A 25,034-nucleotide genomic window follows, 5' to 3' on the forward strand; every position below is an offset into this window, starting at 1 on the left:
CATATGTATGCATCAGCCGAATGAATAGAAGAACGAATCAAAAAAAGAGACATCATTCCTATATGCGGAATGATGCCTGATTTCATTAGCTATTTATTTAGAAAACATCTCTTTTGCTTCATCCAATGCCATTTTATTGCCTAGAGCTGAGTAATCGAGCCAAGGCTGATCGGCAATCGGATAGACTTGGTTTTTCTTCACTGCTTTTAGACCCTTCCAAATCGGAGTCTTTTCTAATTGCTTGAATGCCTGCTGCGCTTTATCATCACGGTTGACAACGACAAAGATTGCATCAGCATCATAATCAGGAAGAACCTCTTGAGAAATCACTTCAAATGGGCGCTTGCTGTCCAGCTTTTTCACACCATCGACAGGTGTCAGGCCTAAATCCTCGTATAAAATAGGACCCATTGGGCGCTTCATGCTAAATACGCGAAGCTCCTTTGCTGTCACACGGATCGCCATGACTTTTCCGTTTCCAATCTTTTTCTTGATGAGCGATTTGACCTCTTTTGCTTCTTGATTGTAATTCTTAATATATTGATCCGCTTCTTTTTCTTTATTGACGTGTTTGGCGATTTTTTTCAAATGATCCCGCCATGTGCCATCATTTAAATTAAACACTTCTGTTTTGGCGATCTTCTTATATTTCGATAAGTCTTGACCGGCTAATTCTTCATCAACATAAATGACATCTGGTTGTAACGCAAGCAGTGATTCCATATCTGGATCAGATGCAATGCCGAGCTTCTTCGTCTGACTCAGCTGCTTTTTCGCATGTGGAAGGAAATCTTTTAAGTCTCCTCCTACAACAGAGCCCGCCGGTTTGATACCGAGTGCTAACAAGTCATTTGTTAAATGAATAGACAAGGAAGCAATCTTTGGTGTGCCATTGGTCTTTTCATTTGTTGTATTTTTTGTTTCCTGTTGTCCGCAAGCGGCAAGCAGCAAGAAACAGAGCGTTAATCCAATTACTAGTAGTTTTTTCATGATGAGTTCCTCTTTCATATTTATTTCGTTTTAGTTAATAAATAGAGAAAATACGGGGCACCGATAAAGGCCACGACCACACCCGCCGGTATGGCATTTGGAGCAAAGATGGAACGTCCGATTGTATCGGCACTGACCAAAATCAACAAGCCAAGCAGCGCACTAACTGGTAAAAAATACTGATGCAGTGAACCGACAAGCCTCCTAGCCAAATGCGGGGCGACGAGGCCAATAAAGCCAATACCACCTGTCATTGAAACACTTGCACTCGCGAGGCCTACCGCTAAAGTCAAGAGGAGAAGACGTTTACGCTGGACACGTACACCTACACTTGAGGCGACAGCATCTCCTAATGTCAATGCATTGAGCGTGTTCGTCTGCATCAGCGTAAGCGGCACAAGGCATACAATCCAAGGCAGAAGCGCCAGCACATGAATCCAGTCTCTCCCCCATACATTGCCCACAAGCCACCTTGAAGCAAACGTGTATGTATCTTCATCCAGCTTCAATGACAAATATAAGGTGAGTGCACTAAATCCCGCAGCAACCGCAATGCCAACTAAGATCAGCCGGATAGGAACAAGCCCTTCATGCCGGTCATATGCAAGAAGCACGATGACAGCTGCCGCAAGCAGTCCGCCGCCAAACGTAAAGAGCGGAATAAGAAGAGACGGATTGCCTTCAAGTGCGTGAAAATATGTCACAAACACAATTAAGCCAAAGGCTGCCCCTGCATTCAATCCAATAATCCCAGGATCGGCCAGCGGGTTACGGGATAAGCTCTGCAAAATGCCGCCAGCAATGCCAAGACCAATACCAGCTAACATCGTCACCACAATTCGAGGCAGACGATAGTCAAACAGCACCGTTTCACTTTGGAAATCTCCAAAGCCAAATAACGTCTTGACGACCATGACAGGGCTTAGTTTCAGCGTACCGGTATTTAAACTATACAGCACCACAGCCGCACTCAGGCAAAGCAAAACGAGTGTCACGACAAGAGCACGCTGTTTCTCTCTCATGACAGGTTCCTCCCTTCTTTTCTGGCAATGTATAAGAAGAAAGGAACACCAACAAGTGCCACCATCACGCCAATGGCAAGTTCTCTTGGCGGATTGACTGTACGGCTGGCAAGGTCTGCAAAGACAAGCAGCATTGCGCCTAGTATCGCTGACATCGGAATGACGAAACGATAGTCTACACCAACAAGCTTTCGTGCGATATGCGGGATGACGAGACCGACAAACCCAATCGATCCGACTGCTGAAACAGAAACCCCTGCTAATAACACAGCAGCAGTCATTCCTAGTATTCGCACTTGCCGTGTTTTCACCCCTAAATTTGCCGCTGTATCTTCACCGAGCGATAGTAAGGAAAGTGACCGGCCTAATAGCATGGCCCATACGATCACAATCAGAATAACCGGGGCGAGAATCGTCAGCTGCGGCCATTTCACACCAGCTACCCCGCCTGCATACCAAAAAGCCAAATCCTGACTCAGATCAAAATAAATCGCGATCCCAGAGCTGAGCGCATGAAGCAATGCGGCTACAACCGCTCCTGCCACAGTGAGGCGCAGCGGTGTCAATACACCGCCAGCCGCTCCAATCGCAAAGATCAGCAGCGTACTGAGCACAGCACCAATAAAGGAAAAAAACATCAGTGCTGAATAAGGTATTCCCGGGAAAAAAGCAAAACAGAGAGCGACCACAAACATCGCACCGCCATTAATGCCCAAAATCCCCGCATCTGCCAGTGGATTTCTTGTGATGCCCTGCATAAGAGCACCCGCTACGGCAAACGCCGCTCCCACTAGAGCTGCCCCTAAAACACGTGGAAGTCTTAATTCATGGATGATCTGCTGCTCTGTGACATTTGACTGGTAGTCAAATACAGCTGTCCAAACCGTTTGCAGAGACAATGTTTTTGCACCGTATGACACAGCAAAAAACATGGCAGCCGCTAAACCAATGACGGCGAGAAAAAATATCAAAAAGAACAGAATATGTGATGATCGTTTTTGTTGCGGTTTTCGCTTATCCTGCAAAATCGGTGTCATCCTTTTCTTCATTAAAAGTCAGTTTGAAAATGAGAATCATAATCAACAAAATTATAGCCGTCAGCCTCTAAAAAATCAATGTACACCCCTTTTTTTAATTAATGAAGGTATATGCGGAGCATCGGGGTGGGAGGTTCTTTTTGCCGCTCAGTACGGCCTATCATTTTTTCTCCTAGTTTAATAGGAAAATAGTTGACAGTTCACATGAATATCCCCTAAAATTACAAAAGTAAGTCAAATGTTATAAAAATATTACAAACAGATGTCAAACTAATAAAGAATGACCCGTCATGAGAGGAGATTTGAAAGTTGTGTCAGTAAAGGGAAAATGGAGTATCGTCCTATTTGCGCTTGCAGTCGTCATTGGAGCAGTTGCTTTCTTTCAAAATCAACAAGCAAGCGGTACAGAGAAGAAAAATGTAAAGCAGGATACGAACTATAAAAACGTAGAAATTGTCACTCTCGTAAATGACGGGAAATTTATGAGATATGCAGTCAACTATCCTCTTTTTCATCAAAAAGAGCTAGATGACAAGATTCAAAGCTATGCCAATTCAGCATTAGAGCATTTCAAAAAAACATTCAGTGAAGCAAAGGATATTGATGAAAATAAACGCTATGAACTGAATATTGATTATGAAATGGTGCATTATGCGAAGCAGTCTGCTGCCATCCGCTTTACGACCTATACGTATACTGGCCAGCAAAGTGGAACCACCAATCATCTCACGATTAACTTTGATTTTCAGAAAAAAACCTTTCTTGACACCAAAGATTTATTTCTGCCTAAAACCAATTATTTAAAGAAATTATCCTATATTACATATACAGAGCTTCGAAAGGATAAAACCTTATCTAAGGATCAGCCTCTCCTTCAGAAGGGAACAGCCCCTGATGCTCAAAACTTCAGTCAATTTGCCTTGAAAGACAAATATGTAGAATTTTATTTCCCTGCATCTCAAGTAGCAGCAGAGGATCTTGGGCCGCAAACACTCGCAATCAAAAAGACATTGCTGAAGGACATATTAAAGCCAGATTATATGGATAAACTCAAAAATAAAAATGAAATGAAAGAACCGAATCCAAAAAGAAAAGCCGTCAAGCTGCCGCAAAAATCAAAGCTTGACCCGAATAAAAAAGCCATCGCACTCACATTTGACGATGGTCCGAATCCAGCGACAACCTCAAAAATTTTAGATGCGCTGAAGGCAAATAAAGGTCATGCCACCTTTTTCGTATTAGGCAGCAGGGTGCAATATTACCCTGGAATGCTTGCCGATATTTTAAAAGGCGGGAATGAGATCGGAAACCATTCCTACAATCACCCTTTATTAACAAGACTGCCTTTAGAAGAAGCGGTGAAACAAGTGAAGGACACCCAGCAGCTGATTGAGAAAGCAAGCGGATATACACCTACGCACTTTAGACCGCCATATGGCGGTACAAATCAAGATATCAATCATGCAATTGGGATGAAGGTCACTTTGTGGGATGTTGATCCTGAGGATTGGAAGATCCGCAACAGCCAGCAAATCACAAACCGCGTACTCTCACATGCAGCAGATGGCAGAACAGTGTTAATGCACGATATTTATGAAAGCTCAGCCCAAGCAGCAGTAAAGATCATCCATGAACTCACCAAACAAGGCTACCAGCTCGTCACAGTGAGTGAACTTGAACAATTAAAAAAAGAACGACATGAACAAACCCCTGTAGAGTAAACAGGGGTCTCAGATTGTTGACAAAGGGCTAAAATGATCTTTATTTTAGCCCTTTGTCTTCTTTTCAGCGTGATGGAAAACCTTTGAAGTCTAGGAAGGACGAGTACTGGAGCGGAGCGAATTGTACATTCGTGAGCACCGGCACGCAGGACTGACAAAGAATGCGAGGGTTTGTCCGCGCGCTGAAACCCCTGTAGAGTAAACAGGGGTTTTCTTTTATGACTCCAAAGACTTTTTTTGTTTCAATAATGCTTGAAATGTCTCTTCAAGCTCTTGCGACGGCTCAATACTTAAACGGCTGAGCACTTCAGACAGCTGCATATCAATTAACAGAAGCTCCTCTTCTCTATTTGTCACAGCTGGTTTTTCTTCCTTTTGTTTATAGGCTTCATATGTGCCTTCAAAAGCTTCAATACGTTCCTCGTGAATATGAAAAATACGAGTGGCAACTTCTTCAATCAGCCTGCGATCGTGGGAAACAAACACAACGGTACCTGGGTAATCCTTCAATAGACCTTCAAGTGCTTCAACTGCCGCCAGATCTAAAAAGTTCGTCGGTTCATCCAGCATGAGAACATTGGCATCACTGACGAGTAAGGACGCAAGCATCGTCTTCACCCGTTCTCCCCCGCTTAATACCTCAACAGGCTTGTGCACATCATCCCCTCTAAATCCTAGTCTCGCCAAAACCGTTCGAACCACTGTTTCATCTTGAACCGCCTCTTTCAGCGCATTTTGTAAAATCGATTCATCTACCTTCAATCCTGACAGATCCTGACGAAAATAGGCTAGCTTGACAGCCTCTGAACGAGTAACTCCGGGATGTCCATTCACTAACATACGGAGAAATGTCGTTTTGCCGCTCCCGTTCTTTCCGATAATGGCAACTTTGTCTCCGCCCCTCACTTCCACATTCGACTGCTTCCAAAGCACTTTATCGCCCGCCTTGCCAACTACATTTTCCACTCGCAAAATGGTACGGCTTGCTGTTTCCTTCATCGTATGCTGAGTCATTTGAATGGGCTGAATGTCCTTTACCTTCTCCACCTTTTCTAATTTCTCCATCCTTGTTTCAATGGATTTGGCTGTTTTTTGCAACTTTTTTTGCTTATTTGCATAGTAGGGCTTTGCAATTTTAGGTCCTGAGGATTTCACCTTTTGGGAGGGCTTTGTCGCTTTGTCCGCCTTTTTCTTTTTCTTTTCCAGTGCATGCTCTAACTGTTTTTTCTTTTGTGTATAAGCTTCATACGCTTCCACCTGCTGACGATGTGCCAGCTCTTTTTGCTGTGCAAAATGCGTGTAGTTGCCTTTGTAATGATGTAGCTTCCCATGATCCAGCTCCCAAATCTCCGTACATATTGCATCTAAAAAAGCACGATCATGCGAAACAACAATGAGAGCTCCTTGATAATGACGCAGCTTTTCTTCCAGCCACTCAATGTGCTCCGTATCCAAATGAGTGGTCGGTTCATCTGCTAATAAAAGGGCAGACGGCCGGCTTAATGCTCTTTCAATATAAGTCTGGGTCATTTCACCGCCACTCTGTCTGCCGTCTCCTTGTTTCAATTGAGGAAGCAGCGTACAGACCGCTGTGGCGGCAACCGTGCCGCTGTCTGGTGTTTCCTGTCCTGCCAGCACATGCAATAAAGTCGTTTTTCCGCTGCCATTTGTCCCTACAAGACCAATGCGGTCACCTTGATGGATGGCGAGCTCCTCAATATCAAATAACAAGCGATCTTTTCGAAATACCTTTAACTGATTGGCTTTTAATAACATCCAATCCTCTCCTTTCGTATCAGGAGACATGAAAAAGCCTCCCATTCTCAGAATAGGAGGCAAAATGGTGTACAAAAATAAGCGGATTGATCCAGTATGGTGTGCTGTTCCTATTTGAACACACACTCCACGTATCAATCACTTCATTTTTTGATTCCCAAGCTGTACCATCCTATTCCGAAGCTAAAAAATGAAAACGCAGCAAACATGGCAAACGGATCGTTTGCTCACTGCCTTCGTTCGTTCATTTTGCTTACAGGTCATAGGATTAGTACTTCATTGCATTGGGTCACCCTTCCGTCGTTTGTTACGTATACGATAAAAGATTGGTTATTTTTTGTCAAGCTGAAATGGCATAAGTGAGTCGATTAACTGGAGTGTAAATGGATGGGACACTTCAAACAGTTCGTCCTTTTTGCATTCTTCCACTAGGCTTCCTTCATGTAAAAATAGGAGGCGGTCACATAGATACACCGCTGCTTCTACATCATGAGTAATGAGAAGCATGGTCATGTCTAGCTCTTGTTTTAATGTCTCAAGCAGCTCCAATATTTGTACTTGAACAGAGACATCCAGTGAGCTCAAGACTTCATCTAGTATAAGAATGGCTGGATGCGTCGATATCGCTCGTGCGATGCACACTCGCTGGAGCTGACCGCCGCTTAGCTGATGAGCATATTGATTCAGCACAGACGAGGGCAGTCTGACTTGCTCAAGTAATGACAAAACCTTCTGATCCAGATTCTGATTCTGCTTTAACAAACGCATCGGTTCTGCTATGATCTCTTTCACCTTAAAAGAGGGATGAACAGAAGATAGATAATCCTGAAAGACAACACTCATTTTCCCCCGGTTCATCCTTCGCCATTTGTCAGCTGTCATACCATCAATCTGTACCTCGCCTCCATCTATTTTTTCTAAACCGAGCAGGATACGTGCCAATGTACTTTTGCCACTTCCGCTCTCACCGACTAATCCGGCACATTGTCCTTTTTCGATTTGAAACGAAACATTTGATAGGCGGTCTTTTGGTTTCTTTTGATTTGAAAAAAGACCTTTCTTCTCACCGTGTTTGACTAGATCGAAAGCTGTGATCAACATGGAAACGCCTCCACTCTCTTCTGCTGCCGCAGTGCTTCAGTAGGGGCAGATAATCGAAGCCTCGTCTCAAGTAAATGCTTTGTTTGGGGATGCTCGGGTGATGTGAACACTTCCTTGGCTGACCCATGCTCAAGCATTACTCCTTGGTGCATGACCATCAACTCATCAGCAATTGCCTGAACGACGCCTAAATCATGCGTTATGACGATCAAGGTAACACCAGTTTCTTCCTTTAGACTGTGTAATTGTCTGATGACTTCACGCCCATTAAAGGCATCAAGTGATGCAGTTGGCTCGTCTGCAATGATCACGTCTGGAGAAAGCATCATCGTGATGCCAATCATCACACGCTGAAGCATTCCTCCAGACAGTTCATACGGATACTTTTTCATCAAATCATATGGATTTTTTAAATGGACACGTGTAAGCCCAGCCATAGCATGTGCTTTCCCTTCTTTCCCTCGTAAGCCCAAATGCTGCTGAAATGTTTCCACCATTTGATGACCTATCGTTTCGATAGGGTTGAATGCATTCATGACATCCTGTGAGATGAAACCTATTCGTTTCCCCCGCCATTGATGCGCTTCTTGATTTGTTAATGTTTTGCCGTCAAAAATGATCGTTCCTTCCACTTCTAGCGAAGGGGCGACAAGATCAATTAACGCTTTGGCGACAGTTGATTTTCCACTGCCACTTTCTCCAATGACGGCTAAACAGCGTTGTTGATGTAAAGAAAATGTGATATTCGACACTATATTCTTTTGCTGCTGTGGATCATGTACGGACAGATTTTTTACGTCGATTAAAGGCAAATGGCCTCACCCCTTTCTTTCTGGTATGATGCATGGCAGGATTCGCGGCATGCTGAAGGCTGTCTCCTAAAAAGCTCAACGCCATGACCACAAACAAGATGGCAAGTCCAGGCGCAAGCATATGGGCTGGATGTGTCACCATGACATTCTTCGCCTCGTTGAGCATCATGCCCCATTCTGGTGTAGGTGCACTCACACCTAATCCTAGAAAAGACAGTGCTGATATATTTAAGATCACCCAGCCCGCATCAAGTGTCGCAAAAACAGCAATTTCTCCTGAGATGCGAGGAAATAGATGTCTCCTCAATATGTAAAAGGGTTTGCCGCCAGTCACCTTTGCAAATTGAACAGAAGGTTCATTCGCATATTGAAGGACAGACGACCGAATCATTCTTGTATACCAGGCCCATTTCGCTAGGACATTCGCCAAAATAATATTGAATAGTCCAGGTCCGAGTATTCCAACAACCGCAAGAATCATCACCTCTGCTGGAAAGGACAGCATGACATCACACAGCCTCATCAAAACCCCATCCACCTTTCCTCGAAAGAAGCCTGCCATGAGTCCAAGTGCGCTGCCAATGAGCATCGTGATACACATGGTCAGCATAGCTGCAAGCATTGTTGTCCGAATGCCATATAAAAGCCGCGATAATACACATCTCCCTAGATGATCCGTTCCGAGTGGGTAAGTAAGACTGATACCGGCATATTTTTGGAGAATGTTCGTATTTGTTGGATCATGTGGTGCTAACATTGGAGCAAACAGTCCAGCTAATGCGACAAGCGCTAACAGCCAGATTGAAAGAATCGCCATACGGTCTTTTCTTAATTGATGCCACCCTATCATTGTTGTCATACCTCCTTTCGCAATTGCGGATTCATGGTCATTTGCATCATATCAGCGATGAGATTGCACATAACAAACAGGAACCCCATCACAAACAAATAGGCTTGAATAATAGGGAAGTCCGCATGGAAAATAGCCGTTACACACAACCGGCCAACCCCTGGCCAAGCAAAAAGGTTTTCAATAATAACAGTTCCCGCAATGAGCTTTGGAATAGACATGCCAAGTGCTGTTACCGCTAATTGCAGGGCATGCCTCATGACTTTCAGTTGAACGGTTCGTTCCTTTAAACCACGTGCTCTTGCATAAAAAACAAAGGGCTCGTGCTGAAATTTTAGAATTTGATTACGTATGAGTCTCACATAGGTCGATAAGTAGCCTAATGATAATGTGACAGCTGGAAGAAGAATCGATTTGAACCCTTCCATTCCACTCGTATTAACCCAATTGAATTTGACAGAAAAAAGCCAAATCAACAAAATTCCCAGCCAAAAACTAGGCATTGAAGCGGCTATAAACACAAAGGCTCTCAATAAACGGTCCACCCAAGTGTGAGCAGCATATGCACAGATCCCCCCGAACAATAAACTGAGCACTATGATAAAAAAGAGCGCTGCTCCTGCAAGCTGCAATGTCGCAGGCAGCGCCTCCATGATAAGATCAAAAACGGGCTCCTGCGTGACATAGCTCCTGCCAAAATCACCTGTTAATCCATTTTTAAGCCATGTCGCATATCGGATGAAAAATGGCTGGTCTAAGCCTAACTCCTGCCGCATCGATTCAATCATTTCTTCTGTTGGAGTGACTTGATTCACCCGCAAAGCGACCTCTGCTGGATCACTTGCCCGCATCGTCAGCAGTACAAAAGCAAAGAAGGTGATGAAGATCATAAGCGGGAAAAGCATCAGTATTCGTTTTAAGAGATAGCGAGTCATGTCTCTACCTCCGTTTTATGACGCAAAATACATACGGTCAAATGGGATTTCATACTGAGACACATGAAAACCTACGCCTTTCAGGCGCTTATTATAAACAGCCTTTGTCACAGAATAAGAGATTGGGAGGTAGACATTTTCATCATGGATATACGTTAATATTTCTTGATACATTTGTTTCCGCTTTTGCTCATCTGGTTCTACTAATACTTCCGTAATCGTCTCGTCCAGCCACTTTTTCTTTTTCAGTCCTAATTGAGCTTGATAATCAGCATGGGATGCTACACGGAATGAAGAGACATAAGTTTGTGGATCATAAGGAAGCCCCCAAGACAGCGAGTACATCAGATCGAACTTTCCTGTTTTTTGGCGATCTAAGAATGCCTGTTTTTCTTCTCCTCTAATATCCAGCTTGATCCCCACCTGCTTGAAGTCTTGTTGAATCGATTCACTGATCGTTCTTTCCCCTGCATTATCGGAATTATAGTAAATAGCCACACTCAGCAGTTTGCCATTTTGATAGCGATACCCGTCTTCTTTCATCCTCCAGCCTGCCTCATCCAATATTGCCTCTGCTTTCTTCTTTTGATAAGTTTTCTTTTTCAGTGGAATATCTGCGTAAGGGACAGAAGGAGCAAGCAATGTGTGTGCCACCTTTTCCGTTCCATTTAAAATACCTTCTGTGATCATGTCCTTTTGAATGGCGTATTGAAAAGCTTCTCTTATTTTCGGATCTTTTGTGATTGGCTGGTTTGAATTAATCACAATCGATCTTGAACCAACAGGAGGGCTCACGGTAACACCATATTGCCCTGCTTCTTTTAAAGCCTGGAATGAGTCTCCATCAATCATGTCACCATCTGCTCCAAATAAAAGATCAATCTCTCCTTTTTGAAGCGCAAGTAAGATGGTTTGGTGATCCGGCATGACTTTCCATTTCACAGTTGAAATTTTCGGCTTTTGCCCCCAATAGTGGTCATTCATTTCAAAAACGGCATATTGATTTTTCTTATGTTCCTTTAGTACATAAGGACCTGTACCTGCATAGCTTTTAACTCCTTTTGCAGTCGTTCCAGCAATGAAGCTTTTTGGAGAAATAAAACGGAAGGGGCGTGTTAAGCCCAGCTCTTCTAACGCAGGATAATAAGGCTCTTTCAACGTGAGAACAAATGTATCGTCATCTACCGCCTTTGTGGATTTGATTTCAGATACGAGATTAAGCCAAGCGTTCTTTTCAATATTTTTGACGACAGCATCAATATTCAATTTCACTGCCTTTGCATTAAAAGGCTCACCATCTGAAAAAGTCACACCTTTTCGAAGATGAAAGGTGTAGGTCCTTCCATCCTTTGATATGTCCCAGCTTTTCGCTAAGGCAGGCTGAACGCCCTTCTTTGTATTGACGACAAGCGATTCAAACACCATATTTTGAGCAGCCATCTCTCCACCGTATAGATGGGGATTGATGTCCCTGATATCTTTTGTACTTGCATACACGAGCTCATCTTCTTCTCTATCATTGCTGGAAGATGCTTTGTTTTCAGAGCATGATGCCAATAAAAAACAAGCCATCACTGAAAACAGCATCAAGGTGTATGTCACATAGGGATGCCTTTTCTCATATTTCTTTTTTATGTAAACAGGTTGATCCTTCATATGTACTTCCCCCAATTCAACATTATCGTAATCATTACGATTATTAATCGAAATGATTACGAATTGAATATTAGCATACAGAAATGGGAAATACAACGTCTTTTCATAAAAAAAACAGACTCATAATTGAGTCTGTTTCGCTTGTATAAATTGGTCGATCACCTTTAATGCTTTTTCTGTTCCACCTGCCGCTTGGAAGCTTTCTTCAATTTTCTCAATCCCCGCACGGTACGTGTCACTGCCTAAAACCTTCTCAACAGTTTCTCTTAGCTGCTTTGGTGTCAGCTGATCTTTATCAAGTGTACAGGCAGCAGATAATTCGGTCAGTCTTTGTGCCACCATCGGCTGATCTTTATCGACTGGAATGACGACCATCGGAACGTGGTAATGAATACCTTCATTGACACTATTCATCCCGCCGTGCGTTATAAACACATTTGTCAGTTCGAGCACTTCAAGCTGCGGCACATAAGGCTCGATCAGAAAATGAGCAGGCGCCTCTTTTAAGAGAGAACGATCCACTTTTTCACCTGTTGCGATAATCACTTTTCCGTCAAAGTCTTCGAAAGCATCTATACACATATTAAAAAATGCTTCTGTATCCCCAAGAACGGTGCCCATGGAAATAAAAACGACTTTTTCTTGCTCAAGTGCTTCCAGCGGGAAATCATGCTGGTCAGCTCTTTTTAGAAAGCTCGGTCCAATGAAAACAAACGAATCGTTTAATGAATCAACAGACGGCTGGAAATATTCACTCGTATAGACGATATTCAGTTCTCCACGGTTTTTCATGAATTGCATCAAACGCGTTGGCTGAACGCCAAAACGCTCTTGTATCTTTTCTAACAGATGATCGGCTTTCTCATCCTTTCTGTATAACGGTGTATCAAAATGCGCATCTTGCAGCACAAAAGATGGGTTGGAACCGATGCTCGGAATGTGCAAGTAATCTCGAACAAGCTCTCCTGCCCCAAACATATCAAAGTAGACCAAATCAAATGAATGTTTCCCGGAAAGTGTTTCCACCACCTCTAAAATATCATAGGATGTTTGCAGCATGGCATGAAAGAACGGCTGCATAGAATCTAAATCTCCTTCTTCCACATGTAATGTCCGAATATAGTCTGGATGTATATGTACGTGAGCGCCTAAGCGTTTGATTCTTTCCTCATAATGTACAGTTGTGACCGCATGCACTTCATCGCCTCGATCCGCCCATGCTTTAATCATTCCTAACATAGGGTTCACATGTCCTTCAGCTGGAAACGTAATCAATAAAATCTTCGCCACAAGAAATTCCTCCTCATTGTCAATTCCCTTCCATGTTAATCATATACAGCGAACTGGCTCAACAAATACGCCTGAAAAGGGAAGAAATGAGTCTTATGTCCAGTATTTCATGGAGGGACATGAACCTGATAAGATTGTTACGAAGCATATAATGCACTTCTTATACGAACATCCAACATAACCCTTTATTATTCATTTTTGTATAATTAGTATATTATTTATAGATTCATATTGGAGGGATATTTTGTGAAAGTCTTGGAGAAATACAGTTATTTAATTATCATTCTTTGTCTAGCGGCAATGATTGTGACAAACTTCACCGTGAATGACAATACAATAAAAAATACTGTATCCGTGATTGGATTTGTCATTGTTCTTCTTACAATTATACCTGCGGCTATTTACAGGAAAGGCCAGAAAGGCAGGTAACTCCTTTATAGCAATAACCCCCATTCTTATGTTAAGAGTGGGGGTTATTTTATTATATTCGGATAGATGTTGCTGGCTTGCAACCAGATCATTTTTTCACTTCCCTCACCCTAGTGAACGATAAACCCGAATGAAAACAAAAAAAAACCTCTCTCCATATGAAGAGGGGTTCATGAAAGACCTTTAACATCGTAAGCAAGGTCAAGTACGCGCTCGGAGGGATTCGAACCCCCGGCAGACATGGTACCGGAAACCACCGCTCTATCCAACTGAGCTACGAGCGCACGATATGTTTTTTGAACGTCAGCATATCAAATTATAAGGGAAATGCTGCGAGAAAGCAATGATTAATCATTCGTCATGATGATGTATTTTCTTACTTTGTATTCATACACTAATATGATGGTTTGAAGTGGAATGATTTTGGGGAAAATGGATAGGGGTATTTGAATTTAGGTCAGCGTTTTGTTTGACCTTTATTGACCAAAAATGTATCATTGAATTACATACTTACCTAAAAGGTGAAGGAGGAACATTATGAATTTAATACCTACAGTCATTGAGCAAACAAATCGTGGGGAAAGAGCTTACGACATTTATTCTCGTCTTTTAAAAGACCGTATTATCATGCTTGGTTCTGCGATCGATGACAATGTTGCCAACTCCATCGTGTCACAGCTGCTTTTCTTAGAAGCTGAAGATCCAGAAAAAGATATTTCTATCTACATTAACAGCCCTGGCGGTTCAATCACAGCTGGTATGGCCATTTACGATACGATGCAATTTATTAAACCAAAGGTATCAACTATTTGTATTGGTATGGCTGCATCTATGGGTGCGTTCCTGCTTGCTGCTGGTGAAAAAGGTAAGCGTTATGCTCTTCCAAACAGTGAAGTCATGATTCACCAACCACTAGGCGGTGCCCAAGGTCAAGCAACTGAAATTGAAATTGCCGCAAAACGAATCCTTTCTTTACGCGATAAACTGAACCAAGTACTTGCTGAACGTACTGGTCAGCCAATTGAAGTCATTGAGCGCGATACAGATCGTGACAACTTCAAAACAGCGGAAGAAGCACTTCAATACGGACTCATTGACAAAGTCTTAACCCGTAATACAGAAGACCAAAAATAATCATCACAACAAAAACCGTCTGTTCCTGAACAGACGGTTTTTTTTCATCATACTTTAAGACAGCTCCGTCCATTTCTGCTGAAGAGACGGTGTTTGATAAGAAGCCATCTGCGTGATTAATTCCTCCGGTTCACTCGAAGCATGTAACAATTGAAGGTGAGATTCATTCGAAAAACCTTCCTGTACACTGAATTTCACCATGTCTATGAGCGGGTTGAAGTAGTCATTCACTTGATACAATCCAATCGGCTTTTGATGGATGCCGATTTGTGCCCAGCACAGCACCTCAAATAATTCTTCATATGTACCAAAGCCGCCTGGCATCGCAATAAACCCATCGGCCAGCTCGCTCATTTTCGCTTTTCGTTCATGCATGCCTGTTACCTCAATTAGCTCTGTCAGCTCTTGATGCACGACTTCTCCTCTAAAAAGCCCCTTAGGCATGACCCCGATCACTTGCCCGCCATGTCTCATGACCTCATCGGCAATCGCGCCCATTAACCCAATACGCGATCCGCCGTAAACAAGACGAATGCCCTGCTTCGCCATATAAGCACCCAGCTCTACAGCCTTTTGTTTGTAGACATCATTTACACCTGGATTCGAACCAGCAAACACACAAATCGTTTTCATCAAAACAGCTCCATCTCTCTCTATGATTTCTTCACCCACTCATTCTACTATAATGATTTGTAAAGAAACAGCCGTTTCTTCTATATATAGTGTAAAATCAAAAGAGTGAACACCATATAAGGAGCTGTATAGAGAGAATGCAAACAACTGAGATGGAGAAGTGGATCAAGGATTTTTATCAAACGAGAAACTGGACAGAATACGGACCGTTTATCCGGTTAGGCTTCTTAATGGAAGAAACGGGAGAACTCGCTCGCGCTGTTAGAGCAATAGAAATCGGACGAGACCGGCCTGATGAGCAGAGACAGGAATCATCTGAGCTTAAGAAAGAACTCATTGAAGAAATGGGAGATGTTTTAGCAAATCTCCTCATTTTAGCGGATCAATATGATGTCACAGTAGAAGAGGTCTTCAGCGCTCATCAACAAAAACTCAACAAACGCTTTTCTGGAGAAAAAGAGCCAGTAAAAAACACGTGACCAAGCTGTCACGTGTTTTTTACGCCTTAAAGATGCTGTGGTGAGATGTCATCCGTTCGTTCAAAGAAATGCTGTTTTCCGATATGATGGAATAGACCTGTTCGATGCAAAAGCTCCTTAGGCTGTGATTGAAGTCCAACGATCATCAGCTTTCCATTATGATGCTTTAACCGATTGGAGATATTCATTAGAACCGCTTCTGCCGATGTGTCCATATAATTGACTTTATTCATAAGCAGAATGAGCGTTTTCGGTTTTGTTTGGACATGATCCAATATCGAATTTTCTAATGAATCTGTTGTTCCGAAAAAGAGCGGCCCTTCAATGGAATACATACTGATCCCTTTCTCCTCTGTCTGTTTTTCTAAAGCAGCTGCTGTTTCCATTTGAGGAACAGCGACATTGGTATGAATATTGGTCGTCTGGCTCATTTTTTTGATAAAGGCGATAAACGCTAAAATGAGACCAGCAGTGACGCCAATAATCAAATCACCGATGACTGTGAGCAGGAAGGTCACGACCAGTACAAGCGAATCAGCATTTTTCACTTTCAAAATATTGATAAACTCTTTTCTCTCACTCATATTCCAAGCAACAAACATTAAAATCGGTGCCATTGCAGCAAGTGGAATCATCGACGCATACGGCGCAAATACCATTAAGATCAGCAAGACGACAACGCCATGCACCACACCAGAAATCGGACTTGCCCCGCCATTTTTTATGTTCGTGGCCGTTCGGGCAATAGCTCCCGTCGCTGGAATTCCTCCGAAAAGCGGTGCCGCCATATTGGCAATTCCTTGCCCCACAAGCTCTTTATTGCTGTCATGCTTAGAGCCTTTCATATTATCAGCGACCATTGCGGATAAAATCGATTCCACGCCGCCTAAAAGCGCAATGACAATTGCTGGAGGCAGGAGGTATATCATTTTTTCAATCGTCAATTCAGGAAAAGCGAAGGTTGGCAGCTGACGAGGGATTTCACCATATGCAGAGCCAATCGTTTCAACTTGTCCTTGAAAAAAGAGAACGGCTAGAAACGTAGAAGCCAATAGACCTAATAGAGCACCAGGTATTTTGGGAATGTATTTTTGTGCCGCCAAAATCACGATGAGCCCGATGACGGCTGTGATAATGGCGAGACTGTTTGTGGTACCAAGATGGACCACGATTTCTCTCATATTGAGGAAAAAGCTTTCATGTTTTTCAACACCCTTTAATCCGAGGAAGTTGGCAATCTGTCCTGAAAAAATAATGACAGCAATGCCAGCAGTAAAACCGATGATAACCGGACGAGGAATAAATTTCATGAGCTTTCCTAGTTTGAATATTCCGAATAATACAAGCATACAGCCTGCCATAAAACCGGCAATGAGCAAGTTTTCAATACCGTACTGGCTGACGATCCCGAATAAAATGGGAACAAACGCCCCGGTCGGCCCGCCGATCTGATACTTTGAACCACCAAACAATGAAATCAAAATGCCGGCAACGATGACTGTATATAATCCATATTCTGGTCCGACACCAGATGCTATGGCAAATGCCATGCCTAAAGGAATTGCCACAACCCCCACGACAAGCCCAGCGATTAAATCGCGTCTAAACTTTGATGAATTGTACCCTTCAAATCTTCCATAAAAACGCATGGTATGTGTTGGCCTCCTTCAAGTATGTGTAGATGATTTAGGTATACTGCGGGTCAATCAGTTTATCTTTCACAACGACATCCAGCTTTCCTGTTGCTGGGTGAATCACCAGTCCATGAACAGCCACATCACTTGGCATCAGTGGATGCTCTTTCACTAATTTCACACTTTGGGCCACGCTCTCTTCAACTGAATCAAAGCCTGTCAGCCAGCCCTTTAAATCAACTCCTGAGTTTTTCACAATGCTTAAGCATTTCTCTTCGATTCCGCGTGCTTTCGCCTTTTCAAGTAAAGGGTCCGCCGCAAGACCTGCCATTCCGCATTCATGATGCCCTACAATGCATACTTCCTCTGCCTTTAGTTCATAGATGGCTAGCAGGATACTCCGCATCACACTGCCGAACGGATGTGTCACGATGGCGCCTGCATTCTTAATGATTTTTGCATCCCCGTTGCGCAGTCCCATAGATTGCGGCAATAATTCCAAAAGACGGGTATCCATGCACGTTAAAATAACCAGTTTTTTCTCAGGAAATTTCCCCGCTTTGTAAGGCTCATAATGTCTCTTATTCACAAACTCTGAATTGTGCCGAAGAATCTGTTCTAATTTTGACTCCATTTTGCCATCTCCCATCTTTTTTTAAGTAACGTAAGCTCGTGCCTGTCCTCCTTTTCTTTCTTGTGTTCTCAAGAATAGAGAAGAAAAATGATAGAAAAAAAAGAAAAAAATGAGAAAACGATGAGAAGAAATATCATCATTTTCTCTATTTTACGCTGCATCCCAACGGCTTCGCGGGTTTGTTTTCAATCTATTGTTCTCATCACACCAAAAGACAATAAAATGGTTTAGTAGAAAATGACCATCCCGTTTAATACATTTCAAATATAATAAATTTTCTACCAAAAAGTCTCGATCTATTTTCCAGTTTGTCAGATAATCTCTCGTAAAATTTTGCAATTTCACATGTATAATCTACTATCAGCTTATTTTTATATAGATAAAAAATGCATCAGATGGCATAAGAATCTACTTTTTCACTAAGAAAATGTCTTTCTTTACCGTTATTTCAGTATATTAAATATTGAGCTGCTAACATTCAAACGTGTTCTGCCGAAATCGTTGCTATATAATAAAAGGAGTAAGATGACCATGTGAAAGGAGCGAATTGACTGTGACACCACACATTTTTGTCGCCAAACCCTTACCTGCCTCTTTTGAAGAAATGCTAAAGGAACATTGTACATACGAGATATGGCAATCCAAAGACCCTATTCCAAGAGACATTTTGTTTGAGAAGCTGCAGCACGCTGATGGTCTTTTAACGTCTGGAACAAAAATCGATCAAGAGCTGTTAGATCACGCACCAAAACTCAAGGTGGTGAGTAATAACTCTGTCGGCTATGACAATTTCGATATAGAAGCGATGAGGCAAAGAGGCGTGATTGGTACGCACACTCCTTATACCCTCGATCATACCGTGGCTGACCTTGCCTTTTCGCTCATTCTCTCCTCTGCGCGAAGAATCGCCGAGCTTGACCGTTTTATCCGTGAAGGAAAATGGACGAAATTCGTACAGGAGGAAGAGATCTTTGGCATCGACGTACATCACCAAACGCTCGGTATTATTGGCATGGGACGTATAGGAGAACAAGTGGCCAAACGGGCAGCACATGGTTTTGATATGAACGTTCTTTATCATAACCGAAGCCGGAATGAAAAGGCTGAAACGGCGTATGGCGCTGTCTATTGTGCACTTGATGATCTTTTAAAACAAGCTGATATCATCGTGTTGATTACACCGCTGACCGAGGAAACATATCATATGATAGGGAAACGAGAATTGAAGTTAATGAAGCAAACGGCTTTATTTGTAAACATTTCCCGCGGGAAAACAGTGGATGAAAAAAGCCTCATTCAAGCACTTCAGGAGGGATGGATCAAAGGCGCTGGTCTTGATGTGTATGAGCAGGAACCGCTTCAAGAGGATCATCCTTTCAAAGAGATGAATAATGTCACCTTAGCCCCTCACATCGGTTCCGCTACTGAAACAACAAGGGATCTCATGCTGAAACGAGCCATTCATAATGTGATTCATGGAATAGATGGGAAGGCGCCTGTTGATGTTGTGAAGGAGCTTGCTTCATCTTGAACAGATAAGACGCAGAAACTGCGTCTTTCAGATTGTTGACAAAGGGCTAAAATGATCTTTATTTTAGCTCTTTGTCTTCTTTTCAGCGTGATAGAAAACCTTTGCAGTCTAGGAAGAACGGCTACTTTTGCGGAGCGAATTTGACATTCGTGAGCACCAGCGCGCAGGACTGACAAAGAATGCGAGGGTTTGTCTACACGCTGAAAGACGCAGAAACTGCGTCTTTTTATTTATTTCTTTTAGGAGACATCAGGAGAAAAGACTCATTTTAGCAAATATCCTGATTCTTTACATTTCCTTTATGTTCGGGTGCTATAATATGAGCTAGACAAGCATCAAGAGGACGGCAACCGATTTCCTTAATAGGAGGATGAAGATGAAAAGATTAAGTTCGGTTTTTACTATGTTCGCTCTGATCGCTGCTATTCTGTTTTCTGGATTTGTCCCGCAGCAAGCTCATGCAGAAACACCTCTTACACCAACAGCCACAACTGAAACTGCTTCTATTCAGCTCACGCCGGATGTGCGTACCCTTGCCGTCATTAATACGTTTGATGGTGTAGCAGATTATTTAATTCGCTACAAACGACTGCCTGATAACTACATTACGAAATCACAAGCAAGTGCTCTCGGATGGGTGGCATCTAAGGGAAATCTAGCCGAGGTGGCGCCAGGTAAAAGCATTGGTGGAGATATTTTCTCAAACCGGGAGGGACGTCTTCCTTCAGCAAGCGGCCGAACATGGCGTGAGGCAGACATCAACTACGTTTCAGGCTTCCGCAATGCTGACCGTCTTGTGTATTCAAGCGACTGGCTCATTTACAAAACAACAGACCATTATGCGACTTTCACCCGTATTCGATAATCAAAAAAGACAGCCCTATTTGATCTGGGGCTGTCTTTTCGTATGGTGGTTTACGGTATCAGGTTTTTCACGTAATCCTCAAAAGGAATCGGCAGCGGCTTTTTCGACACTTCTTCATGCTCATGTGTGGTGACATGATCCTCAGTAACGACCACACGTCCTGTTGGCGTGAGCTTTGAGGCAAGCGGTCTTTTGTTAAATGGAGAGGATTCATTTTCATAAATCTCGTGTCTCATTTGGGCCAATACAGCCTCGTCCACCTCGTTCAATGTGAAAGCATAGCCTGTTTCAGCGCCATCTCCCTTATCTAATTGGAGCAGATGTGTCCCTTTTTCGGTTTCCTCAGCTTTGACGCGAAACCGCATTGACCCTCCTTCCACCCAATCTCCTGTAAAAGGCACAGGTTGAAGAGGTAAATTCACACCAAATCCCGCATCAATGAGGAAGCGTTCGTTGTGATGCTTCAACATGATGGCTACATGCGTGCCATCAATTGCCCACGTACCCGCTTCTTTGTTATACACTGTGCCTTGAAGAAGCTGTACAGAGAGCCCTGCCTCTTTTAACACATAGTATAAGAGAGGATTGAGATCGTAACAAAGACCTCCTCTGTTTCCTTCAAGTAGATGCTGCTTCAACCCTTCTTGATTCAAAGCGTAGGATTGTTTGTTCAGAACAGCTCTATTTTCAAACGGAAAGGTAAAGGCCATTTTTTTTAATACTACAGGCAAGTCATCAAAGGTGATGGACTGGCCTTCATATTCGATCTTCTGTAAAAAAGCTGATTGAATCATGACATTCCCTCCTAAAAAAACTGAGCCTTTGAAGAGACTCAGTTTTCTTGATTGATAAAATCCGTTAACGCCTCAATGGCTTCTTGCTCATCCGCACCATCTGCGATCAGTGTGACAGTAACCCCAGAGCTGATCGCAAGACTCATGAGACCCATAATGCTTTTCGCATTGACTTTTTTCCCATCTTTCTCTAGAAAAATATCAGCACCAAAGCGATTGGCTTCTTGTACGAACAAAGCAGCTGGACGTGCCTGCAAGCCTGTTTTCAGCTGGATGGTGACCGTTTTTTCCACCATATGATCTGCCTCCCTTTTTCATTCTCCTATTTGAGTGTAACAGCTTGTCCGTTTCGTAATTGTTCTGCGATTTGATCTAGCTTTCTTAAACGGTGGTTAATCCCTGACTTGCTGATCTTGCCGCTTTCTACCATTTCCCCAAGTTCCTTCAGCGTGACCTCTTGATAGTCGACTCGCAGTTTGGCAATTTCACGAAGCTTTTCCGGCAGGGCATCAAGTCCAATTTTTTCATCAATGAATTGAATGTTCTCGACCTGACGCAGTGATGCACCAATCGTTTTATTCAAGTTTGCTGTTTCACAATTGACGAGCCGGTTGACGGAGTTCCTCATATCTCGGACGATCCGCACATCTTCAAAGCGGAGCAGTGAGTTATGAGCGCCCACAACACTTAAGAATTCCGTGATTTTTTCTGCTTCCTTCATGTACGTAATGTACCCTTTTTTGCGCTCAAGTGTTTTACTATTGAGATGAAATTGATTCATCAGCTCACAAAGGGCATCATTATGTTCTTTATATAGTGAAAAAATTTCAAGGTGATAGGAGGACGTTTCTGGGTTATTCACAGAACCGCCTGCTAAAAAAGCACCTCTCATATAGGAGCGCTTGCAGCATCTTTTCTTCACAAGCTCTTCTGAAATATTGCGCTCAAATACAAATTGCTCACCTAATATTTTTAAATCCTCTAAAATGGTTCTCGCTCGTTCTACCAGTCTGACAATATACACGTTATTCTTTTTCAATCTCATTTTTTTACGGACGAGCAGTTCGACTGTCACATCGTATTTCTTCTTGAGCAGCGTATAAATCCGTCTTGCAATGGCTGCGTTCTCTGTCTGTATATCTAAAATCAATTTTCGATTAGAGAAAGATAATGAACCGTTCATACGGATGAGGGCAGAAAGCTCTGCTTTTGTGCAGCAGTCCTTCACGTCCAGATTAGTCAGCTCTTTTTTTGTTTCGGATGCAAATGACATCCTTGCCACCCCCATTCCTATTTTTTCTGATGCAGCAGGTCGACAAGCAGCGAGGCTACTTTCAGCGTGTCATGACGAATGACATGCTGGTCATATGTAATGATTTCTCCAGGAATCACTTCTAGTCCCATTGCTTTCAGTGCATCTGTGTCGAATTGGACAGGCTGTGCCTGTTCTTCTGCATATTTTGCTTTGATTTCTTCTGGAATTTCTTTATTGTTCACAAAAATCGTATCGATAAATGGACGATCCATATGATCATTTAATGCCTGAACATGATCAGCTGCACTGTAGGAAAGCGTTTCCCCCGGCTGCGTCATGACATTGCAAATATATACTTTTTTCGCCTTAGAGCGAATCACTTCTTCTCCAATATGCGGGACAAGCAAGTTTGGTAAAATACTTGTATACAGGCTGCCGGGCCCAATGACGATCAAATCCGCCTCACGAATGACTTGAATGGATTCTGGCAGTGGTTCAATCGTATCGGGTGTGAGGAACACTCGTTTGATTCGCTCACCATAGGTGGGAATTTTCGATTCTCCTGTCACCATTTGCCCATTTTCTAATTCAGCATGAAGAACAACACTTGAATTTGCTGCTGGCAATACTTTTCCTCTCACATTTAAAACCTTACTCATTTCAGTGACGGCATGAAAAAAATCACCGGTTATATTTGTCATGGCCGCAAGAATGAGGTTGCCGAGTGAGTGGCCTGTTAAGTCATTCCCTTTGTTAAAACGGTGCTGAAATAGATCTTCTACTAGCGGTTCCACATCAGAGAGAGCCGCAAGGACGTTTCGAATATCTCCTGGAGGGGGAATATTCAAATCATGCCGCAGTCTGCCTGAGCTGCCTCCGTCGTCAGCAACCGTTACAATAGCGGTAATGTCCACTGGCTTCGTTTTAAGCCCTCTGAGCAAAACAGATAAGCCAGTGCCCCCGCCAAGAATGACCACCTTTGGTAGTGTCGTCATCTATTTTCTGCTTCTCTTTTCAATGTCCCGGTGAGTGACATGTGTATAGTAATCGTTTTTAAAATACTCCGATAAATAGTTGGCCAGTGTCACAGATCGATGCTGTCCGCCTGTACAGCCGATGGCAATCACAAGCTGGCTTTTTCCTTCCCGTTTATAGGACGGAAGCATAAAGCTGAGGAGATCGATTAATTTCTCTGTGAATTTTTGCGTTTCACTCCATTTCATCACATAGGAGCGCACTTCTTCATCGTTTCCAGTCTGTGGACGCATGCTCTCAATATAGTAAGGATTCGGCAGGAATCTCACGTCAAAGACAAGATCAGCATCAATCGGCAGGCCGTATTTAAAACCAAAGGACATCACATTTACTGTAAACACCTGTCCTTGATTGGTGGCAAAATGCGTGACAATTTTTTCTCGCAGCTGTTTCGGTTTTAAATCCGATGTATCAAAAATCATTTGAGACCGGCCTTTTAACTCCTCTAACAGCTCGCGCTCCATTTCAATTCCTTCGAGCGGCAAACCTGTTGTCGCAAGGGGATGCGAACGTCTCGTTTCTTTGTATCTTGAGACAAGCACCTTATCATTTGCATCTAAAAATAGAATTCTTGGCGTGATCCAGTCAAGATCACTCATTTCATCTAAGGCGGCAATTAAGCTGTCAAAAAATTCGCGTCCGCGCAAATCCATCACAAGAGCGACCTTGCTCATCTTGGAATTCGATTCCTTCATGAGCTCTAAGAACTTCGGTAAAAGTGATGGCGGCAGGTTATCAACACAAAAGTAGCCTAAATCTTCAAAGCTTTGAATGGCGACGGTTTTCCCCGCACCTGACATTCCTGTAATAATCACAAGCTGAATATCTTCTTGTTTGTGTGTATTCATGCCTGCTTCCTCTCCTTCTTTATGAAAACGGTTCATGTATTATTCTCCCTGAGGATCTAACCGATAAGCAATCAGCTCAAAGTCGGGTGTATACGTAAAAGTGCCGTGCAGTAGTCCTTTTCCTTTAAGCATGAAATCAAGAATATGGGAATCTCCTGGGGCCATCGGCAAATCAGGCACATCCTTTACGTCATGCCATTTTAAAACGCCTTCCTCTGACTCTGTTACGTTTTTTCCGGTAAATGAATCTGCCATGAAGGTGAACATCATCCACTCTTGAACGATTTGATCGCCTTCTTTTATGATAAAGGTAAAAACACCTTTCAGCTGCGGATTTAAAATATAAATACCTGTTTCTTCTCTATATTCTCGAACGACTGAATCCTTGACCGATTCTCCGCTTTCCATTTTGCCGCCCGGTGCTACCCACCAGCCCCGTCTTGGCTTTTGCAGCAAGAGAACTTGATCTTCGTGATGCAGCACACAATTGGTTACTCGTTGCATCAGCTGTCACCTACTCTTTTATGTCTTTAACTTATTATACAGGTTCAACCTGACTCCCACAATGAACAT

At 42.9% G+C, this 25,034-nt stretch carries 24 protein-coding genes and 1 tRNA gene; 5 read left to right on the forward strand and 20 right to left on the reverse strand.

What is annotated here, in order from left to right:
- Positions 1–93: 93 nt before the first annotated feature.
- The 3 genes from NSQ34_RS15685 to NSQ34_RS15695 are packed head-to-tail and all read right to left on the reverse strand — an operon-like array spanning position 94 to position 3,037.
- Entirely contained in the window at positions 94–993 is a 900-nt protein-coding gene (locus NSQ34_RS15685) for an iron-hydroxamate ABC transporter substrate-binding protein (RefSeq protein WP_169510663.1), read from the reverse strand.
- Between the two features lie 17 nt (positions 994–1,010).
- On the reverse strand, positions 1,011–2,012 hold the full coding sequence (locus tag NSQ34_RS15690) for an iron ABC transporter permease (protein WP_024423532.1): 1,002 nt from the start codon (positions 2,010–2,012) through the stop codon (positions 1,011–1,013).
- Entirely contained in the window at positions 2,009–3,037 is a 1,029-nt protein-coding gene (locus NSQ34_RS15695; RefSeq protein ID WP_081372098.1) for an iron ABC transporter permease, read from the reverse strand. The genes NSQ34_RS15690 and NSQ34_RS15695 overlap by 4 nt, the downstream gene beginning before the upstream one ends.
- A gap of 323 nt (positions 3,038–3,360) precedes the next feature.
- On the opposite strand from NSQ34_RS15695, the gene NSQ34_RS15700 reads away from it, so the two are divergent.
- Positions 3,361–4,770, forward strand: coding sequence for a polysaccharide deacetylase family protein (locus NSQ34_RS15700; protein WP_075623629.1), 1,410 nt, complete (start codon positions 3,361–3,363; stop codon positions 4,768–4,770).
- Between the two features lie 216 nt (positions 4,771–4,986).
- Here NSQ34_RS15700 and abc-f read toward each other — a convergent pair whose 3' ends face one another.
- From abc-f to NSQ34_RS15740, 8 genes are all read right to left on the reverse strand, one after another.
- The gene (gene abc-f / locus NSQ34_RS15705) at positions 4,987–6,546 is read right to left on the reverse strand and encodes an ABC-F type ribosomal protection protein (protein ID WP_268412869.1); all 1,560 of its coding nucleotides are present in this window, start codon (positions 6,544–6,546) and stop codon (positions 4,987–4,989) included.
- A 330-nt stretch (positions 6,547–6,876) separates the two neighbouring features.
- Positions 6,877–7,647 (reverse strand): dipeptide/oligopeptide/nickel ABC transporter ATP-binding protein, encoded by a 771-nt coding sequence (locus tag NSQ34_RS15710; RefSeq protein ID WP_226015008.1) that lies wholly within the window; start codon positions 7,645–7,647, stop codon positions 6,877–6,879.
- Positions 7,641–8,459, reverse strand: a complete 819-nt coding sequence (locus NSQ34_RS15715) for an ABC transporter ATP-binding protein (protein WP_268412607.1) — start codon at positions 8,457–8,459, stop codon at positions 7,641–7,643. The genes NSQ34_RS15710 and NSQ34_RS15715 overlap by 7 nt, the downstream gene beginning before the upstream one ends.
- On the reverse strand, positions 8,422–9,309 hold the full coding sequence (opp1C, locus tag NSQ34_RS15720) for a nickel/cobalt ABC transporter permease (RefSeq protein ID WP_024423538.1): 888 nt from the start codon (positions 9,307–9,309) through the stop codon (positions 8,422–8,424). Before opp1C ends, NSQ34_RS15715 begins: the two co-directional genes overlap by 38 nt.
- A 5-nt stretch (positions 9,310–9,314) precedes the next feature.
- Complete coding sequence (gene opp1B, locus NSQ34_RS15725; protein WP_061110116.1) at positions 9,315–10,244, reverse strand: nickel/cobalt ABC transporter permease; 930 nt, start codon at positions 10,242–10,244, stop codon at positions 9,315–9,317.
- Positions 10,245–10,259: 15 nt separating this feature from the next.
- On the reverse strand, positions 10,260–11,900 hold the full coding sequence (gene nikA, locus NSQ34_RS15730; RefSeq protein ID WP_176967185.1) for a nickel ABC transporter substrate-binding protein: 1,641 nt from the start codon (positions 11,898–11,900) through the stop codon (positions 10,260–10,262).
- Positions 11,901–12,020: 120 nt separating this feature from the next.
- Positions 12,021–13,190: a macrolide family glycosyltransferase gene (locus tag NSQ34_RS15735; RefSeq protein WP_176967184.1), complete on the reverse strand. Its 1,170-nt coding sequence runs from the start codon at positions 13,188–13,190 to the stop codon at positions 12,021–12,023.
- A gap of 637 nt (positions 13,191–13,827) precedes the next feature.
- Positions 13,828–13,903: transfer RNA gene (locus NSQ34_RS15740), tRNA-Arg, on the reverse strand.
- Between the two features lie 253 nt (positions 13,904–14,156).
- On the opposite strand from NSQ34_RS15740, the gene clpP reads away from it, so the two are divergent.
- Positions 14,157–14,753, forward strand: a complete 597-nt coding sequence (clpP, locus tag NSQ34_RS15745) for an ATP-dependent Clp endopeptidase proteolytic subunit ClpP (protein ID WP_024427684.1) — start codon at positions 14,157–14,159, stop codon at positions 14,751–14,753.
- Between the two features lie 54 nt (positions 14,754–14,807).
- Here clpP and NSQ34_RS15750 read toward each other — a convergent pair whose 3' ends face one another.
- Positions 14,808–15,386: a TIGR00730 family Rossman fold protein gene (locus NSQ34_RS15750; RefSeq protein ID WP_041107909.1), complete on the reverse strand. Its 579-nt coding sequence runs from the start codon at positions 15,384–15,386 to the stop codon at positions 14,808–14,810.
- 137 nt (positions 15,387–15,523) lie between these two features.
- Between NSQ34_RS15750 and NSQ34_RS15755 the strand changes: the two genes are divergently transcribed.
- Positions 15,524–15,865, forward strand: a complete 342-nt coding sequence (locus NSQ34_RS15755) for a MazG-like family protein (RefSeq protein ID WP_034281021.1) — start codon at positions 15,524–15,526, stop codon at positions 15,863–15,865.
- Between the two features lie 26 nt (positions 15,866–15,891).
- On the opposite strand, the gene NSQ34_RS15760 is transcribed toward NSQ34_RS15755, so the two are convergent.
- Together NSQ34_RS15760 and NSQ34_RS15765 are read right to left on the reverse strand one after the other, a co-directional pair.
- On the reverse strand, positions 15,892–17,514 hold the full coding sequence (locus NSQ34_RS15760; protein ID WP_024423544.1) for a SulP family inorganic anion transporter: 1,623 nt from the start codon (positions 17,512–17,514) through the stop codon (positions 15,892–15,894).
- A 37-nt stretch (positions 17,515–17,551) separates the two neighbouring features.
- Positions 17,552–18,133, reverse strand: a complete 582-nt coding sequence (locus NSQ34_RS15765; protein WP_061110363.1) for a carbonic anhydrase — start codon at positions 18,131–18,133, stop codon at positions 17,552–17,554.
- A 553-nt stretch (positions 18,134–18,686) separates the two neighbouring features.
- On the opposite strand from NSQ34_RS15765, the gene NSQ34_RS15770 reads away from it, so the two are divergent.
- Positions 18,687–19,664, forward strand: a complete 978-nt coding sequence (locus NSQ34_RS15770; RefSeq protein ID WP_034281023.1) for a D-glycerate dehydrogenase — start codon at positions 18,687–18,689, stop codon at positions 19,662–19,664.
- A gap of 376 nt (positions 19,665–20,040) precedes the next feature.
- A complete protein-coding gene (locus NSQ34_RS15775) occupies positions 20,041–20,529 on the forward strand; it encodes a ribonuclease (RefSeq protein WP_024423547.1) in 489 nt (162 codons plus the stop codon).
- Between the two features lie 50 nt (positions 20,530–20,579).
- On the opposite strand, the gene NSQ34_RS15780 is transcribed toward NSQ34_RS15775, so the two are convergent.
- The 6 genes from NSQ34_RS15780 to NSQ34_RS15805 are packed head-to-tail and all read right to left on the reverse strand — an operon-like array spanning position 20,580 to position 24,965.
- The gene (locus NSQ34_RS15780; RefSeq protein ID WP_034281024.1) at positions 20,580–21,323 is read right to left on the reverse strand and encodes an arylamine N-acetyltransferase; all 744 of its coding nucleotides are present in this window, start codon (positions 21,321–21,323) and stop codon (positions 20,580–20,582) included.
- Between the two features lie 38 nt (positions 21,324–21,361).
- Positions 21,362–21,619: an HPr family phosphocarrier protein gene (locus NSQ34_RS15785; protein ID WP_024423549.1), complete on the reverse strand. Its 258-nt coding sequence runs from the start codon at positions 21,617–21,619 to the stop codon at positions 21,362–21,364.
- Positions 21,620–21,645: 26 nt separating this feature from the next.
- On the reverse strand, positions 21,646–22,596 hold the full coding sequence (gene whiA, locus NSQ34_RS15790; RefSeq protein WP_034281025.1) for a DNA-binding protein WhiA: 951 nt from the start codon (positions 22,594–22,596) through the stop codon (positions 21,646–21,648).
- A 17-nt stretch (positions 22,597–22,613) separates the two neighbouring features.
- Positions 22,614–23,573, reverse strand: a complete 960-nt coding sequence (locus tag NSQ34_RS15795) for a YvcK family protein (protein WP_034281026.1) — start codon at positions 23,571–23,573, stop codon at positions 22,614–22,616.
- Complete coding sequence (gene rapZ / locus NSQ34_RS15800) at positions 23,574–24,461, reverse strand: RNase adapter RapZ (RefSeq protein WP_034281443.1); 888 nt, start codon at positions 24,459–24,461, stop codon at positions 23,574–23,576. It abuts the gene before it with no gap.
- A 39-nt stretch (positions 24,462–24,500) separates the two neighbouring features.
- Positions 24,501–24,965 (reverse strand): 8-oxo-dGTP diphosphatase, encoded by a 465-nt coding sequence (locus tag NSQ34_RS15805; RefSeq protein ID WP_034281027.1) that lies wholly within the window; start codon positions 24,963–24,965, stop codon positions 24,501–24,503.
- Positions 24,966–25,034: the final 69 nt, after the last annotated feature.

Source organism: Bacillus sp. FSL P2-0069, assembly GCF_038593315.1.
Taxonomy (GTDB): domain Bacteria; phylum Bacillota; class Bacilli; order Bacillales; family Bacillaceae; genus Bacillus; species Bacillus safensis.